This is a genomic window from Klebsiella sp. MPUS7, assembly GCF_009905335.1.
Lineage (GTDB): Bacteria > Pseudomonadota > Gammaproteobacteria > Enterobacterales > Enterobacteriaceae > Klebsiella > Klebsiella grimontii.
Map to the genome: position 1 here is coordinate 1,971,790 of NZ_CP047604.1, position 15,340 is coordinate 1,987,129.

At 49.1% G+C, this 15,340-nt stretch carries 12 protein-coding genes and 1 pseudogene; 7 read left to right on the forward strand and 6 right to left on the reverse strand.

From position 1 onward, the window contains the following. The first annotated feature begins 23 nt into the window (after positions 1 to 23). The 4 genes from GUC22_RS09265 to GUC22_RS09280 all read left to right on the forward strand — a co-directional run bounded on the left by GUC22_RS09265 (position 24) and on the right by GUC22_RS09280 (position 3,594). Positions 24 to 2,060, forward strand: a complete 2,037-nt coding sequence (locus GUC22_RS09265; RefSeq protein WP_032754817.1) for an FUSC family protein — start codon at positions 24 to 26, stop codon at positions 2,058 to 2,060. After that, a complete protein-coding gene (locus GUC22_RS09270; RefSeq protein WP_032754814.1) occupies positions 2,050 to 2,265 on the forward strand; it encodes a DUF1656 domain-containing protein in 216 nt (71 codons plus the stop codon). The genes GUC22_RS09265 and GUC22_RS09270 overlap by 11 nt, the downstream gene beginning before the upstream one ends. Continuing rightward, complete coding sequence (locus GUC22_RS09275; protein ID WP_032754812.1) at positions 2,262 to 3,125, forward strand: HlyD family secretion protein; 864 nt, start codon at positions 2,262 to 2,264, stop codon at positions 3,123 to 3,125. The genes GUC22_RS09270 and GUC22_RS09275 overlap by 4 nt, the downstream gene beginning before the upstream one ends. 112 nt (positions 3,126 to 3,237) lie before the next feature. Beyond that, positions 3,238 to 3,594, forward strand: coding sequence for a helix-turn-helix domain-containing protein (locus tag GUC22_RS09280; RefSeq protein WP_049082431.1), 357 nt, complete (start codon positions 3,238 to 3,240; stop codon positions 3,592 to 3,594). A gap of 571 nt (positions 3,595 to 4,165) precedes the next feature. On the opposite strand, the pseudogene GUC22_RS09285 reads toward GUC22_RS09280, so the two are convergent. Both GUC22_RS09285 and GUC22_RS09290 read right to left on the reverse strand, forming a co-directional pair. Continuing rightward, positions 4,166 to 5,084 (reverse strand): annotated as a pseudogene (locus GUC22_RS09285) (hypothetical protein). Positions 5,085 to 5,319: 235 nt separating this feature from the next. Continuing rightward, positions 5,320 to 6,126, reverse strand: a complete 807-nt coding sequence (locus GUC22_RS09290) for an SDR family NAD(P)-dependent oxidoreductase (protein ID WP_016530710.1) — start codon at positions 6,124 to 6,126, stop codon at positions 5,320 to 5,322. 172 nt (positions 6,127 to 6,298) lie between these two features. Here GUC22_RS09290 and GUC22_RS09295 point away from each other — a divergent pair, with 172 nt between their 5' ends. Then, positions 6,299 to 7,486 carry an MFS transporter gene (locus GUC22_RS09295; protein WP_049082432.1) on the forward strand — a complete coding sequence of 396 codons (1,188 nt, stop codon included), beginning with the start codon at positions 6,299 to 6,301 and terminating at the stop codon, positions 7,484 to 7,486. Here GUC22_RS09295 and GUC22_RS09300 read toward each other — a convergent pair. The 3 genes from GUC22_RS09300 to GUC22_RS09310 all read right to left on the reverse strand — a co-directional run bounded on the left by GUC22_RS09300 (position 7,463) and on the right by GUC22_RS09310 (position 12,214). Continuing rightward, positions 7,463 to 10,237, reverse strand: a complete 2,775-nt coding sequence (locus GUC22_RS09300; protein WP_102649748.1) for a winged helix-turn-helix domain-containing protein — start codon at positions 10,235 to 10,237, stop codon at positions 7,463 to 7,465. The genes GUC22_RS09295 and GUC22_RS09300 overlap by 24 nt on opposite strands. A 235-nt stretch (positions 10,238 to 10,472) precedes the next feature. Continuing rightward, complete coding sequence (locus GUC22_RS09305; protein WP_049082435.1) at positions 10,473 to 11,330, reverse strand: DMT family transporter; 858 nt, start codon at positions 11,328 to 11,330, stop codon at positions 10,473 to 10,475. Next, a complete protein-coding gene (locus tag GUC22_RS09310) occupies positions 11,330 to 12,214 on the reverse strand; it encodes a MurR/RpiR family transcriptional regulator (protein ID WP_047740691.1) in 885 nt (294 codons plus the stop codon). Before GUC22_RS09310 ends, GUC22_RS09305 begins: the two co-directional genes overlap by 1 nt. Positions 12,215 to 12,289: 75 nt before the next feature. Here GUC22_RS09310 and GUC22_RS09315 point away from each other — a divergent pair, with 75 nt between their 5' ends. Then, entirely contained in the window at positions 12,290 to 13,186 is an 897-nt protein-coding gene (locus tag GUC22_RS09315; RefSeq protein WP_049082437.1) for an oxidoreductase, read from the forward strand. Beyond that, on the forward strand, positions 13,173 to 13,919 hold the full coding sequence (locus GUC22_RS09320; RefSeq protein WP_197769051.1) for a sulfite exporter TauE/SafE family protein: 747 nt from the start codon (positions 13,173 to 13,175) through the stop codon (positions 13,917 to 13,919). Before GUC22_RS09315 ends, GUC22_RS09320 begins: the two co-directional genes overlap by 14 nt. A 149-nt stretch (positions 13,920 to 14,068) precedes the next feature. On the opposite strand, the gene GUC22_RS09325 is transcribed toward GUC22_RS09320, so the two are convergent. Next, the gene (locus GUC22_RS09325; protein ID WP_047739401.1) at positions 14,069 to 15,337 is read right to left on the reverse strand and encodes a tyrosine-type recombinase/integrase; all 1,269 of its coding nucleotides are present in this window, start codon (positions 15,335 to 15,337) and stop codon (positions 14,069 to 14,071) included. Between the last annotated feature and the right edge of the window lie 3 nt (positions 15,338 to 15,340).

The following is a 15,340-nucleotide window of genomic DNA, read 5'->3' on the forward strand; positions in this document are numbered from 1 at the left end:
GCAAGCCGGTAATAATTTCCGGCATGAAAAAAATTAACGCGAGTTACTTTCATTTTTTACACACGATATGCCAACGTCTTCGCGGTATGGCTTCTCCTTCACTACTGAATGATGCGAACGCTCTGCTCTATTCCGCGAAGAGTTTTGCCGCAGCGATGCTCGCATACTACATTGCACTGTCAATTGGCCTGGAGCGGCCTTCCTGGGCAATTATCACCGTGTATATTGTTTCCCAAACCTCCGTCGGAGCATCGCTGAGCAGAAGTCTGTATCGTCTGGTGGGAACGGTAGTCGGCGCGGGCATAACGGTATTAATTGTACCTACGTTCGCGAATTCCTCCGTATTTTGCAGCGTGATATTGACAGGCTGGATTACCTTCTGCCTCTATTTATCCTTGCTGGAACGCACGCCCCGGGCCTATGGTTTTGTCCTGGCTGGTTACACTGCGAGTCTGATTGGCTTCCCTGCGGTATCCGATCCTGGCGCGATTTTTGACATCGCTATCACTCGGATACAGGAAATCATGATCGGTATCTTCTGCGCGGCACTTATTCATCGCTATGTATTGCCCGCGCGCATCTCAGGCCAGTTCAACAGTAAATTGTCGCAGACGCTACTCGCGGCGCGACAGCGTATCGCAGAGACTTTAGCAGGCAAACCCGACGCTGCTTCCGGGCCGCTGCATATGGCACTGGCATTACAGTTCCTGCAGGGTATCAGCCATCATGTCCCTTATGATTTTGCGTTCTCTGTACCGGTCCGGCAAGCGAGAAAAAGGCTTCATGACAGGCTTGCGCGATTAGTCATTGTTAACTGTGAGTTACGCGACCGTTTAGCGCTGATAGCGACGATACCTGTCGATGTGCAAATTCTGCTGGGTGATGTTGAGGTCTGGTTGGCCTGCAAAGATGAAGGAAAATTCAAAAGCGAGGGTGAAGCGCTCAAAAAAAGCAGTGAAAAATTACTGCAGCGCTATTCAGTGTATGAGCTGACGCTTGAAGAAGCGCTGCGTGTAAGTTTTATGCGCTACCTGTTAGAGGCCATTGTCCTTGTGCAGCAGTGCTATCGTCTTTCGGACGCCATTCATCACGCGAAGCAGACGCCTGCGCAATCGGAAAAGAATACCGTGAGAGGGTATGTATTCCACCGCGATTCTCTCACTGCTGCCCGCACCGCTCTGGGCGCTTTCACCATCATTCTGAGCGGCTGCATGGTGTGGATTTTCTCGGCATGGCCTGATGGCGGTACGGCGGTTTCTATCCTTGGCGTTTGTTGCACACTGTTTGGCGGCTTCGATACGCCTGCCCCGCATATTGTGAAATACATTATCGGCTCCTTCTGGGGCGTTGTGATAAGCCTGATCTACAGTTTCGTTCTACTACCACAAGTCAGTGATTTTATCGTGCTGGTAACGGTTTTAGCTCCGATCTATCTGCTGGCTGGATCGCTCCAGGCCAGACCGCCTACCACGTTTATGGCGATGGGGATCACACTGACGCTGCCTATTTTGTGCGAGCTGGGTGCCCACTACAGCGGGGATTTTGCCGTGGCGGTGAATACCGCAATCGCACTATTTTCTGCAACTGGCTTTGCGGTATTCAGCATGGGCTTTCTGCAAACTGTACAGGCAGATGCGGCAATAAATCGCCTGCTTCAATTATGTCAGCGCGATATTAACCGCAGCGTGAAAGGTGTGCTGAATACTGATGAAACTCTCTGGATCAACCTGATGATCGATCGGGCTGCGTTGATACTGCCGCGTTTGCAGCGCAGCGGACAGTCACCGGAACGGGCACATCATTTGTTGTACGCCCTGCGTATAGGGCTGTGTGTAATGCGATTACGCCGATGTGATGCGCATGCGAACAAAGAAATAAAAGAAGTACTCACCCTTCTTACACACTCGACAGATATTGACACCTTACTTCAACGGATCGCCATTCTGACTGAGCGCAGCTTGAGCGTAACAGATGAACTATCGCGACATTATGTCGATCAACTGGTTGATCTTTACTGCGCATTAAGCGTTCAGAAAATGGAGCCTGCTAATGATCAATGATTTCAATATTGAGGGCGTTTTTGTACCCGGTCTGTTGGTAATTGCCCTCATTGCACTGACATGTACGCTATTTATCGTACATATCTTGTCATTCAGCAAGGGTTACCGCCGCTTGCCCTTTAGACCGATGATCGATTTTTCCGTCTTCATTATTACTTTTTACCTGCTGCTGCAGGGGCTGACCGAACTGGGGTTTTTTAAATGAAATCGTTACTTTCTCTACTGGGCCGCTACGTGCTGACGCTCAGCGCTGTGGCGGTGGCTACGCTTTTGGCTTTTATTCTCTGGAAACATTATGCGCAAACCCCCTGGACCCGCGATGGTCGAGTTCGTGCGGATGTGGTACAGATTGCGCCGGATGTCTCCGGACCGGTGCTGAATGTGGCCGTCCGCGATAATCAGTGGGTTAATCGGGGCGATGTGCTCTATTCCATTGACCCGCACTGGTTGAGGTTGGCCGTGGTCAGCGCACAGGCTGATGTTGAGGCGAAACGTCATGAAATGCTGATGCGCCAGGATGCGGCGAGACGACGCTCTCAGATTAAAGGGGTAATTTCCAGCGAGGATTTACAACAAACAGCCAGCGCAGCCAGCGTCGCTGCGGCTAATTACCACGGTGCACTGGCTGCGCTGGACCTTGCAGAGCTTAACTTATCGCATGCTATTGTTCGGTCTCCGGTTACGGGCTATGTCACACATTTGCGGCTTCGCCCTGGTGACTATGCCACAGCGGGAGAAACTAAAGTTTCCATCATTGATGCCCATAGTTTTTGGGTGGTTGGCTATTTTGAAGAGACTAAGTTGCAACATATCCGCACGGGAAATACTGCACACATTACGCTGATGGGATTTAAGCCGGTGATCACGGGTCATGTTGAGAGCATCGGACGCGGAATAGATGATAACAATGACGAGACCGGGGGGCTTGGCCTGCCTAATGTCGAGCCAACCTTTAGCTGGGTGCGGCTCGCGCAGCGTATCCCGGTTCGGATTCATATTGACAGATTGCCGGAGGGAATTGAATTGGTGGCTGGACTGTCTGCGAGTATATCCATCACACCATAATAAAAAGTATGGTCTCTATTGAGGATTTATGCAGAACTTAGGGATTGTCAGCTCTTGATCTATATGCCTGATGAGAATGTGTTTCTGTTAGAGTAATTCTGAGGTTTCGGTTATGAAAAACAGGAAAGATTTTGTAAATGACTTAATTGTTTGGATAAACAAAAATATAGAGATGCCACTAAAAATTGATGATGTGGCTATCAAGTCCGGATATTCAAAATGGCATTTGCAGAGATTGTTTTTTTCTGAAACAGGGCAGAGTCTAGGAGGTTTTATCAGAGAGAAAAAATTATGTCTTATTTTAGAAGCTGTTATCACAACAAATGAATCTTTGATAAACATCGCGATGCGATTTGGCTTTGACTCTCAGCAATCATTAACCAGGGCATTTCGAAAAAGATATAATGTCCCACCACACCGGTATAGAAAAAATGCCGTAAATATTAAAAGCAAGTCTTCTTTGGAGTAAGGTAATTACTCGTATCATAAGGTGAGCTTTTAAATCTTTAGTAACTATCTGGATTATGGACGGGGTTCATCTGGTAATCATGGTCTTAGTACCTCAGTTATAGATTTATTGAACGAAATGAAATCACTCATTTATTTCATTGAAAAGAATCTAAGTCTTCCTGTGCAATGTATGCTTTCGTGTTTTTGCATGTGTAATGTATTGGTAAGTAAATTCGTATTCATTAATTGGAATATAATTACGAGCCCATGTATGTATTTAATGATTGGATAAATTAAGGTTAATCTATTTCGTGCATTTTGGATTCGATCGAACCTATGCAATTCGACTAAACCCTCCTTTAATAAGGAGTGGCTTTAATGTATATGCGTGGTTGCGAGCATTTAAGTACTGTTTTGCTTTTACTTTTCTAATGCTTGATAATTGATGATATGTATTGATACCAGTAGTACAGAAATACAATGTCCCTTGAGGTGACAAGGAAAAAAGAGTCAAAAAAACTAATTATGTCCGTATTACTGATTTTAGAGTCCTTAATACGGACATTTGGGTTTGGTAAAATTCACTTGCGTCAATCCGACATTGATGTGGGGGAACCGCGTACGAGTGCAGTTTTTAACGTATCACCACTGAGCCTGTCGGTAATGCCTTCGTCAGATGCCCATTGTTCGAAAATAGATAGTAGTTTGTACGGTTTACTAATTAATGGACGGATGACTTCATTGTTTTTACAGGCCAGCCAGAAAAAACGAGATAGTGGTGTTGATATTCGCGTTGCAGATAATGAGGGCACTCTGCTATTGGTTATGATGTCAATGACTTTATCAAGTTCAGCATGTCGAATAACAAACCAGGCATCCCGAGGTAAAATATGAGCCGGGAAATACTCTTTCCCCAGGTAATTATTTATCCTCTTTGAGAATATCTCTTTATGTACATATGGTGAAATGTTTTTAGGGAGTTGCATAATTTTTTGTGTTATTCTTTCTTCCCATGTCATTTTATCGAATAGTTGAAATGGTTCTCCTTGTAAGCTAACTGTTATGCCATGATTAAAATCAATAGCTCCTGTTACAGGTAATGGTATTTTAAGAGATTGGGAAAGTAATTTTTGCACTAGAACATATTCATATCCAATCAATAGAGTGTCAATCACTCTCTCTGTGGGAATGATATATTTGCCAGTAGTGCTAACAATAAAATTATGTCCTTCAATAAACGCTTTTTTGTCAAGAAGGCATAAACGATTTATTGATGACATATCACATGGTCTGAGCCTTACTTTGTAGCTCGATCTCTGTATTTTTCGTAATGTAATTGGCGACTGAAAGTAAATAGAGAGATGAATGCTGCCATGTAATGCATGCCTGTAAATGTCACTTTTTTTTAATTTTCAGTCCTTTTTTATTTATCACTTCGACTGCTTCACGGATAGTCAGCCAGTCAGGCGAACTATAGTTTGTATTTGATAGTGTTTGTTTTTTTGACATAGTGGTTTTCCTCTATTTCTGTTTTTTAAAAAAAATACCATGAATTTTCCAGTGAAATTAATTTCATGGTGCGGGATCTATTACGTTATAATATTTGGATTATATTGATATGGGGGCTTCTTAGCGTTTCAGTCCCCCATATCCGGCCTCATATTTCGCAGTGATTGAAAAGAAGAACAAATATCAGGTTAAACTAATTCAATTCTCAAACATTATTTAAGTTGAATGGAAGACATTACATAAATCTGTCTGCTCCGCCTGATGCTTCAATTGTCTGTCCAGTAACAAACTGATTCCTCCCAGAAAGTAGGAACGTAGCAATTGCAGCAATATCTTCAGGAAGTCCAAAGCGGCCCACAGGCGTTTTCTCTTTACCCAGTAATGCCATTACCTCTTCGTCTGTTCTGTCAGCCAGTTCAGGACGACGATTGCGAACATTCGGTAGCATGTTCTGCGCCCAGTTATCCGTCGCGACAGCACCCACTCCGATCGCATTGACCAGAATGCCATCCGGAGCCACGCTAAGTGCTAAACTACGGGTCAGGTTGTTGATAGCGGCGCTCAGTGCGTGTGAGACGGTAAGTTGCGGATTAGGGTAGATACCGCCAATGGATGAGATATTGACAATACGCCCCCAGTTTCGTCTCTGCATCCCGGGGATGATTACCTTACAAAAACGTCGCATGGCGGAGAATTTGGTCTCAGTCATTATCTGCCAGTCTTCTTCCGAAGTGGTTAACAGCGTGCCCGCATGGGCTCTTCCGGCATTGTTCACCAGTAAATCAATACGCTGAAAAACTTTTTCCGCTTGTTCAACCACTAAAGAAGGTAGTTTGGGATCAGTCACATCCCCGGCAATAGGCAGCACCGAAACACCGTATTTCTCTGAAATTTTTTTCGCAGCAAGAATCAGCTCAGGTTCTCGTCTGGCCACCATGACTAAATGCACACCATTCACGGCCAATTCTTCACAAATGCTGAAACCAATTCCGGTATGGGCTCCAGTTACCAGAGCCACTTTTCCAGTCAGTTTTAAATCCATTTGTTGCTCCTCAAGTTAAGCACAGTCAATAACATGAGCAGTATTAGTAACAAATCTCTTTTTCAGGAGCTTGTGCATCAGAATTCAGATGTCTGAAAAAAGCGGTCAAAGAGTTGGGTGTCGCCTTTGCTTATACTCCAGACAATATTGAGTTTAGTGCCAGGAGTGGTCAATGCGTTCGGACAATCACGAGCTTTCTTCTACCAGGATTCTTATGCTGGGGATTATTTGTTGTATTGTTGTGGCTAATATTTATTTTAATCAATCTGTCCTGAATTTAATTGCCGGATCCTTTCCCAATGAATGGGGAGCTGTTTCTTTGATCCCCATGGTCACCCAGGTAGGCTATGCGGTGGGCTTATTCTTTCTGATCCCCCTTGGCGATTATATTGAACGTCAGCGGCTTATCCTGCGTCAAGCGCAGGTGCTTTTCCTGGCAATGATCGGCATGATGTTATCCCCAACGGCGACAGTGTTGGTGTTCTTCTCCTTCCTTACCGGGATGGCTGCAACAGTAGCTCAACAGATAGTGCCGCTTGCCGCCTCGCTCTCAAGAACTTCTGCACGAGGTAAAACCGTTGGTACGGTGATGAGCGGTGTCCTGGCAGGTATCCTTGCTGGCCGGGCTATCGGAGGCCTTATTGGTCAGTATTTCGGCTGGCGTGGCGTCTTTTTATCCGGCGCGATCATGACATTGCTGGCTATATTTTTCATCTTACGCATTTTGCCTACTCAGTCGTTGTCAACGCCAAAGTTTAACTATCTGGCGGTATTACGTTCATTAGGACTGCTGTGGAAAAACGAGCCGCAGGTGCGTGGTGCAACTCTTACACAAGCAATGCTGTTTGCCTCCTTCAGCGTGCTGTGGACCGTGCTCCCTTTCTGGTTAGCTCATCGCTACGATTACGGTGCAGGGATAACCGGCGCCCTAGCTGCTTTGGGGTTAATCGGTATTCTGTGTGCGCCTCTGGCGGGAAGTTTCAGCGATCGTCAGGGACCATTCCGAATGGTTGTTTTTGGTGTGATACTCATGCTGCTAGCCTGGACTGTTTTTTGGAGATGGAACAGTATTGTGGGTATGGTGGTGGGCATTCTACTACTGGATGCGGGTGAGCAATGTGTACTGATAGCTAATCAGCACACGATTTATTCTTTGCGTCCGGATGCCAGAAACCGTCTTAATACATTATTTATGTGCGTTATGTTTATTGGCGGAGCATGTGGCTCACTGACTGCCACCTGGTTATGGGAGACAACTCATAGCTGGGCGCTGATTTCTTCAGCAGGGGGCGGACTCGTGATCATGGGGATGTTGATAGCCGTAAAACGTAAATATTCAGGCCCCTATTCGGGCACATAGCGCAATAGCACTTCTTACATCCGTCGCATTGTCTGAGTCATCAACATCATGTAAAGCGTCCTGTATCAATTGTTTAGCAGCCCATTTTTCCCCGGCTTCAGCCTGCAATGTCGCCAATGAATAAGCAATACGGAGGGCCCAGCCATGAGCCTGTTGCTGACGCGCTTTGTCCAGGGCCTTCTCCAACAGCAGGCGTTGCTTCTGAGGAGGTAATTGAGTGGCAGAAAGACGCATCAGCTCAGGCGTGCACCAGTTTTCATGATCCTGGCGGGTGGCTCTCAGCGATAACCCGGTATCAATTTCTGACAACAAGGGGGAATATTGCCAATCTAATCCCATCGCCCGCAACGAGCTAAACAGTGTGGTTTGACTAACATCGGTATGACTGAACTGTTTGGCCCAAACAAGAAACAGCTCGCCGTATGTCTTCCAGAAATATAAATCATGCCTTTTTGCCAGATGAATAAGCCAGTTTGCGGCCTTTATAACCCAACGCGGATTACGATCCAGTGCTGCTGTCATACAAGCGCCTTCAGCCAGTGCACAGCAAAGAGAACAGACATGCTGCAAACGAGCGGCTTTTTTAACACCGCGCCATGCCATCTGTTTCGCGGCCTTATACTCACCCTGTAACCAGAGTAAACGAGACAGAAAGGCCTGACCGGCGCTCTCTTGATCAAGACCAAAACGGAAAGAGTGACTTAATTCGCCATGTTCATACCAGTCAAGAGATTGCTGGAGATAATCACGCCCGACATAATGACGCCCCAAAAAATGCAGGGATACACCGAGAATACGCAGCCCGGTTGCCATCGCCTCCTCGTCACTAATGGACCGTGCCAGCTCGCACATAGATTGCGCATGCTCAAGCGCTTTATCCAACTCGCCAGTACGCAGATAATACAACCATAATCCGTAATGAGCCTGTAAACGTATTTCTTTGTCGTCGAGCTTTTCTGCAAGTGCAAGCGCGGTTTTCCAGGCTGAATGTGTTTCAGGCGTAGGGCCTTTTGCCCAGGTTGACGCCTTACCTGCTACAGCGCTGAGATTCATTCTCTGGCGTAGCGTTAATACTACCCGAGAAGTATTTTCATAAAGCAAAGGATAGATATGGCGCTGACATTCATCGTAGAGTGAATATTCAATCCAAAAAGGGGTCATCGCTTGTAAGATCTCAAGCCCCTTAGAGGGAGCGGCCCCTTCAGCCAACGTTTGCTGTAATATGCTCCGCAAATCATTAAGCATATGGCTATAACGTTCACGCCACTGTCCCGTTGGCAGCATAAACCAATCACCTTGGGCCTCTTCTACCAGAACTTTATAATAACCGGTAAAACGGGCTTCAAGAACAGTATATTCACCCTGTTGCCTGAGTTTATCGCATGCGAACTGGCGCATGGTTTCCAGCAGGCGGAAACGGGTCTCTGGTACCTGAGTACTGACCTGAATCAGGGATAAAGACAGCAATCTTTGCAGATCGTCAACAACCTGCCAGCGATGCTTGTCTTTAATCAGCAGAAGGTCACTTACTGATTTCACACTGAACATATCGGTATAGATCCCCAGAGAGCAAAATAATCTTTGTTCACGAGTGTTGAGTAACTGATAAGTCCACTCCAGCGTGGTCAGTATTTTCTGATGTCTGGGCACCAGAGAGCTGTGCGTATTGCTCAATAGCTGGAAACGGTCTTCCAGTCGGCTATAGATCTCTTTGACACTCATGACTGGCAGACGGGAGGCCGCAAGTTCAATCGCCAACGGCAGACCGTCAAGATGACGGCATAACTCGCCAATCAACGACAGTTCGCTGGCTGATGGATGGAAATTATGTCGGTTGGCCTGCCCACGTTCGATAAAGAGGCGGACACTGTCAAAAGTCAGTAACTCGTGGGTATCAGCCTCTTCGCTCTCAGGAACTTGTAATGGCGGTAGTAGATATTGTTGCTCGCCGGCAACCTGTAACGCTACCTGGCTGGTCAACAACAGTTTTATATGGGGAGCCAGGCGCAGGAGCAACGTAATCACTGGTTCCAGTTCACTAATTACATGTTCACAGTTATCAATCAGCAGTAAACATCGACGCCGTGCAAGCTGTTGCCGTAAATCGGCATCATTATGAATGGCAGCTAATGGAAGATGGAGCGCTTGTGAAATAACAGATAGCAAGCTGGATGCTTCGGTGATATGCGCCAGTTCAGCCACACATATTCCATCAGGAAAATGCGAGTGTGTAAGGCTGACGACTTCCCATGCCAAACGAGTCTTACCCACGCCCCCTGAGCCTGTAACCGTCACCAGACGGTATTGATCCAATAAGGTGCATAATTCCTGCACAGCGTTATCACGCCCCAGAATCGATGCGAGAAAAGGGGTAACAGCGGGCTCAGGTATTTCTGATTTAGAGAGCGGTTCAGTTGGCAATTTGTTGATATTAAAGCGATAACCACAACCAAATTCAGTAATCAGTAGATGGCGGTCATGTCCCAGTATGCGGCGTATAGCAGAAATTTGTGCCTGAAGATTATTTTCTTCGACGATTTCATTTCCCCACACTTGAGTAAGTAAAGATTCTTTACTTACCGCTTTACCTCCAGCACTCACCAGAACAACCAGAACATCAAAAGCTCTGGCAGAAATTCTTACTGGCTTACCCCGATGTAACAGAATCCTTAGCTGTGGCCAGATTTGCCAGTCAGCAAAGTGAATCTCATCAATTGATATCATGGTGTTGAGATCTTCTGTTTTGAGCATCACGAACTCTCGGTATGGAGTAAGCCATTTCTAACGAAAGTGGTCATCAGAATCAGGCTACATGTTGAATGTGCTGCATCGGCGTATAACTATTCAATACCACTTTTACCGTTAATGATTATAAAGCCAATAGTGCTATGTGGCATAGCTTTGCGATCAAGCTGGTGATGAAAACTGAACTTCGACGAACGATCCACGCTGACAATAAGACGACGATTGGCATCCAACGAAGCGATCAAAGGCTAATTATTGCGATGCCGGTCAGCACCACCACTGCACCGGCAATCCGGCGTGCCAGATGATTTTCACGAAAAAGCCAGTACGAAAGAAGGGAGCCGACAATAATGGATGTTTCCCTGAGAGGAGCGACGAGTGCCAGTGGCATGCTCTGCATGGCTGTCAGTACAAGGATATAGGCAAGGGGAGAGCATACAGCAATGATAAGGATTGGGATGATATCCACACGTACAGCAGTTGGAATGCGATTTCGTCGCCGCATCGCACCAGGGGTAAGAATCAGACTCTGTAGCAGGAGTGTGCTGGCGTAGTAGCGCACTGGATCCAGGTGCAGAGAGATTACCGAATAACCGTCCCAGAGTGTATAGCCAGCGATGGCGGTGCCTATCGCTGCCCCCCAAAGCATTCCCTGTAGTGGTCGGCTTCCGCTCCTGAACGGATTGCCGGTGACAACGAAAATACCAGCGATAACGATAAAAGCGCCGAGTAAAGCGCCTGGTGAAATCCGTTCCCCCATCAGAAGGGTTGCAAACAGTATCGTCAGAACCGGTCCGCTCCCCCGGGCAATCGGATAAACAACACCAAGTTCGGCGCGCTCGTAGCCAGCCTGCAAGATTAGAGAATAAGCGATATGAAGCGCAGATGAGATAACTGCCCCGACTGCGAGTCGCCAGTCGAGCTCCTGTTGTCCCTCAACTGTCAGAATGAGGCTGATCGGAACCCACAACAATGCTGAGGCACAGCTGTAGGCCCAGACGAACAAAAGTGTGTCTTCCTTCTTGTATTTTGAGGCTATATTCCATACTGCATGAGCTACTGAAGCAGTAAGAATCATCGCAACCGTGCTGAACTGCATCAGGACATATCCGGCAAATCAATACCCGCTCGTTCAGCCCGGCGACTTTGTTCTTTATCCCGCAGAGTGAGGGCAGCGACCAGCGTATCAATAACGACTAGCTGGGCCAGTCTACTGCCGGCAGCGGCCATCTGTGCCGGTAATGGCGCTCCGCCAACCACGAGCGAAACGTTGGCGAGTGTCGCCAGTGGTGTATCGTACTGGTTAGTTATTGCGATAAGCGATGCTCCGGCCGAGGATGCGGCATCAGCAACGGCGAGTGTGGATGATGTGCGACCTGTCGAGCTGACGACGATCATCACGTCGCCTGAACCGAGTAGGCGGGCAGCAATCATCGCTGATAAATAATCCTGGATACTGATGGTTATCACACCAGCCGTCCGCAGACGAAATACAGCATCAGCGGCAACCGTCGCAGAGGGGCCGGCACCAAATGCAAATACCTGGCGTGCGCTCTGGATTAAATCGACCGCCTCATCAAGGGCGGAGATTTCAATAGCACCACTGAGCGCAGTCAGCGCGTCTGCACCAGCACGAACTGATGTTTCCAGCACCGATGCCAACGTCGCATCCGCTGTGAGAACTTCAGGCGGTGCAAAGAACCGGGCAGTACCACGAGCCCGGGCAATCTCTATCTTAAGTTCAGTGAACCCGGTGAACCCAATCGCTCGTGCAGCGCGTATTACTGTCGGCGGTGATACACCTGCGCGGGTGGCAACCTGTGCTGTCGTGCTTGTACCGACAAACAAAGGATCGACAAGCAGGAGATCGACAACTTTAGCCTCACTTGCAGCGAGGTCGCCGCTTCGGGCGTGAATGCTGCCAAGCCATTGCTGTAACCGCTGCTCGCTTTCTGAAACTCTGTTACCATTTTCATTTTTCATGTGTAATATATTACATTCCCTTTGCGAAGGGCACAACCATCACGTAAGTAGATTCTGTTAAAAGGAGTCCGCATCATGAACACTGAAATCAAGACGGTTGTCGCTGTTGTTGGTCCGGGTGCCATCGGCACCACAGTCGCGGCGGCGTTACACGAAGTCGGCCGCACACCATTGCTGTGTGGACGTACTCCCCGCGATCACCTGACCCTGCAAGACGGCGACCGCTTTATCACCGTACCCGGTCCGGTACAGACGAATCCGGCGCAAATTACTCGCACAGCCGATCTTGTCTTTCTGGCAGTCAAGTCCACACAAATCGACGCGGCAGCAGAATGGCTCAGGGCGTTGACCGGCCCGGAGACGGTTGTATGCGTGCTTCAGAACGGGGTCGAACAGCTGGACAGGCTCGCGACGTACTCTCTGCCCGGACAGATCGTCCCCGCAGTCGTGTGGTTTCCCGCACAGGCGCAGTCAGATGGCTCAGTACGCTTGCGTGGCGACGCGCGCCTGAGCCTTCCAGACACGTCAGCTTCCTTCTTAGTGGCAAAAGCGCTACAAGGCACGCGGTGCTCCGTAGATTTGGCCGCAAACTTCAGCTCCCTGGCCTGGCGCAAACTGATGCAGAACGCGGTGGCTGGACTCATGGCGCTCACGCACCGCCGCTCGGGCATGTTCGCCCGCGCTGACATCGCCAGGCTTACGCTGGCTTATTTACAGGAATGTCTGTCCGTGGCACGGGCAGAAGGAGCAGAACTCGGCGACGAAGTGCCGCAGGAGATCCTCGACAAGTTCCGGGCGGCTCCCGCAGACATGAGCACTTCCATCCTTACGGATCGAGAAGCAGGCCGACTGCTCGAATGGGATATCCGCAACGGTGTCATTGCGCGTCGCGGCCGGGTTCACAGCATTCCAACGCCTGTCAGCGACATCCTGGTGCCGCTTCTTGCGGCTGCTAGCGATGGCCCAGGTTGATCCCAGGCAGATGATCGCGCTATTACTTCTCTTCTGCCTGGCCCTCGGTGCCGGTGTGCTCAGCGGTGTCGTCGGCACTGGTTCGTCGCTAATCATGCTCCCCGTCCTCGTCACCATATACGGGCCAAGGATTGCAGTGCCTGTTATGGCGATCGCCTCCCTTTTCGGCAACATCGGACGGGTGATTGTCTGGTGGCATGAGATTCGTTGGCGACCGGTGTTTGCCTATTCGTTCGCGGGAGTTCCTGCGGCTGTTCTCGGGGCGCACACGTTACTTACGATTTCTCCTGGCACAGTGGAGGTATTCCTGGCAGCTTTCTTCCTTGCGATGATCCCGCTGCGCCGTCTCATCAGACGATCGAACCTCCACTTGAATCTCTGGCACATGAGTTTTGCCGGGGCGATTGTCGGGTTTCTGACAGGATTCGTGCTCTCTACAGGGCCGCTCAGTGTGCCAGTATTCACCGGCTACGGAATGAGTGGCGGCGTATTTCTGGGATCAGAGGCGGCAAGCGCAATCCTGCTCTACGCTGGCAAGTTAGCTACGTTCGGTATATCGGGCGCACTCGCACAGCCTGTCCTCACACATGGACTTGCCATCGGCATCGCATTGTTCGTCGGTTCGATGATTGCGAAACGTCTCGTCCAGAAACTCCAGACGCACACGTTCGAGCTTCTCATTGATGCCGTTCTCGTAGCTGGGGCAGTAGGGATGATCCTTGCTCTTAAATGAAATGGCACGCCAGGGCTGACGGGGCAAGCGTGTTGTTATCGTATAACAGCTTTCTACAGGCAGCGACGGGGTGGGATGATGGGTCTGACAAGCTATTAGAAATGAACAAAGCCGTACCAGGGTATGCTGATACAGCTTTTTGTTATGGGTCATGCCGCTTCGTTGTTTTTATCCCGTCCTGTGTTAAAAGGAGGTACGTATGCGACCCGGCATATATCAAGATAATCCGACCACCACTGCATCATCGCCTTGCGGGCTTCCAGATGCTCAGCCTTATGAATGTAAGCCAGACGCACGGTGTTGCGCTCCTGGTGACTCATCTGGCGTTCCACTGCATCTTGCGACCATAGACCAGACTCCATCAGGGCACTGCATGCCATCGCCCGAAAGCCATGACCACAGATGTCTTTTTTCGTGTCGAATCCCATCAGGCGCAGTGCTTTATTGACCGTGTTTTCACACATCGGCTTGTACGGGTTGTGGTCGCCGGGGAATACCAGTTCATAAACCCCGGATATTTCCTTAATCCGTTTCAGAATAGCTATAGCCTGCTGTGAGAGGGGCACGATATGAGCAGTGCGCATTTTGGCACCACGCCCGGAATAACGCACATCTGGAATGGGTTCTCGCGTCGCGGGTATTGTCCAGACCCGGTTTCTGAAATCAATCTCTGACCAGCGGGCAAAGCGCAGTTCACTGGAGCGGATGAACACATGCAGCGTCAGCAGGACGGCCAGCCGCGTCAGTTCACGGCCCTGATGATATGCCTCAATGCGTTCGAGCAGTTCAGGCAGCCGCTCCAGCGGTAGGGCGGGGTAATGCCGTCTGGCAGGAGGTGTTGTCACGCCTTCAAGGTTTGCAGCCGGATTGTTATCGATTAATCCCTGGTGGAGCGCATGGCGCATGATGTTACTGACGTGCTGCCGCGTGCGGGACGCGACTTCCAGCAGGCCTTTTTCTTCAATTCCTTTCAGCAAATTAATGAAATGCCGGGGTTTAAGTTCGGTAACTGACAGATATCCGATAACCGGAAAGACATGATTGTTCAGGCTTGCGAGCAGGCGGTCAGCGGTATTCTGCGACCATTTTTTATTGCTTTTATGCCAGGCCAGCGCCACGGTTTTAAACACCTTCTCAGTTGGGCAGGCACCGCGTTCTGCGGCCCGCTGCATTACCGGGTTGATGTTCAGCGCCAGCATCTTACGGATACCTTCGCGCTGCTGGCGGGCATCAGACAGTGAGACGGCAGGATAGGCACCCAGTGCAATGCGGGATTCTTTACCGTTAATACGGTACTTGAGATACCAGTGACGGGAACCGCTAGGTTTGACCAGCAGATACAGACCGTGGGAATCGGAGACTTTATAGGGTTTATCGGTGGCTTTGAGAGTGCGAATCTTCGCGTCGGTAAGGGACATATG

What these genes read in the sequence shown, in the direction of transcription:
- GUC22_RS09265 (WP_032754817.1), top strand. Translation starts at nt 24, where the DNA reads ATGAAAAAAATTAACGCGAGTTACTTTCATTTTTTACACACGATATGC.
- GUC22_RS09270 (WP_032754814.1), top strand. Translation starts at nt 2,050, where the DNA reads ATGATCAATGATTTCAATATTGAGGGCGTTTTTGTACCCGGTCTGTTG.
- GUC22_RS09275 (WP_032754812.1), top strand. Translation starts at nt 2,262, where the DNA reads ATGAAATCGTTACTTTCTCTACTGGGCCGCTACGTGCTGACGCTCAGC.
- GUC22_RS09280 (WP_049082431.1), top strand. Translation starts at nt 3,238, where the DNA reads ATGAAAAACAGGAAAGATTTTGTAAATGACTTAATTGTTTGGATAAAC.
- GUC22_RS09290 (WP_016530710.1), bottom strand. Translation starts at nt 6,126, where the DNA reads ATGGATTTAAAACTGACTGGAAAAGTGGCTCTGGTAACTGGAGCCCAT.
- GUC22_RS09295 (WP_049082432.1), top strand. Translation starts at nt 6,299, where the DNA reads ATGCGTTCGGACAATCACGAGCTTTCTTCTACCAGGATTCTTATGCTG.
- GUC22_RS09300 (WP_102649748.1), bottom strand. Translation starts at nt 10,237, where the DNA reads ATGCTCAAAACAGAAGATCTCAACACCATGATATCAATTGATGAGATT.
- GUC22_RS09305 (WP_049082435.1), bottom strand. Translation starts at nt 11,330, where the DNA reads ATGCAGTTCAGCACGGTTGCGATGATTCTTACTGCTTCAGTAGCTCAT.
- GUC22_RS09310 (WP_047740691.1), bottom strand. Translation starts at nt 12,214, where the DNA reads ATGAAAAATGAAAATGGTAACAGAGTTTCAGAAAGCGAGCAGCGGTTA.
- GUC22_RS09315 (WP_049082437.1), top strand. Translation starts at nt 12,290, where the DNA reads ATGAACACTGAAATCAAGACGGTTGTCGCTGTTGTTGGTCCGGGTGCC.
- GUC22_RS09320 (WP_197769051.1), top strand. Translation starts at nt 13,173, where the DNA reads ATGGCCCAGGTTGATCCCAGGCAGATGATCGCGCTATTACTTCTCTTC.
- GUC22_RS09325 (WP_047739401.1), bottom strand. Translation starts at nt 15,337, where the DNA reads ATGTCCCTTACCGACGCGAAGATTCGCACTCTCAAAGCCACCGATAAA.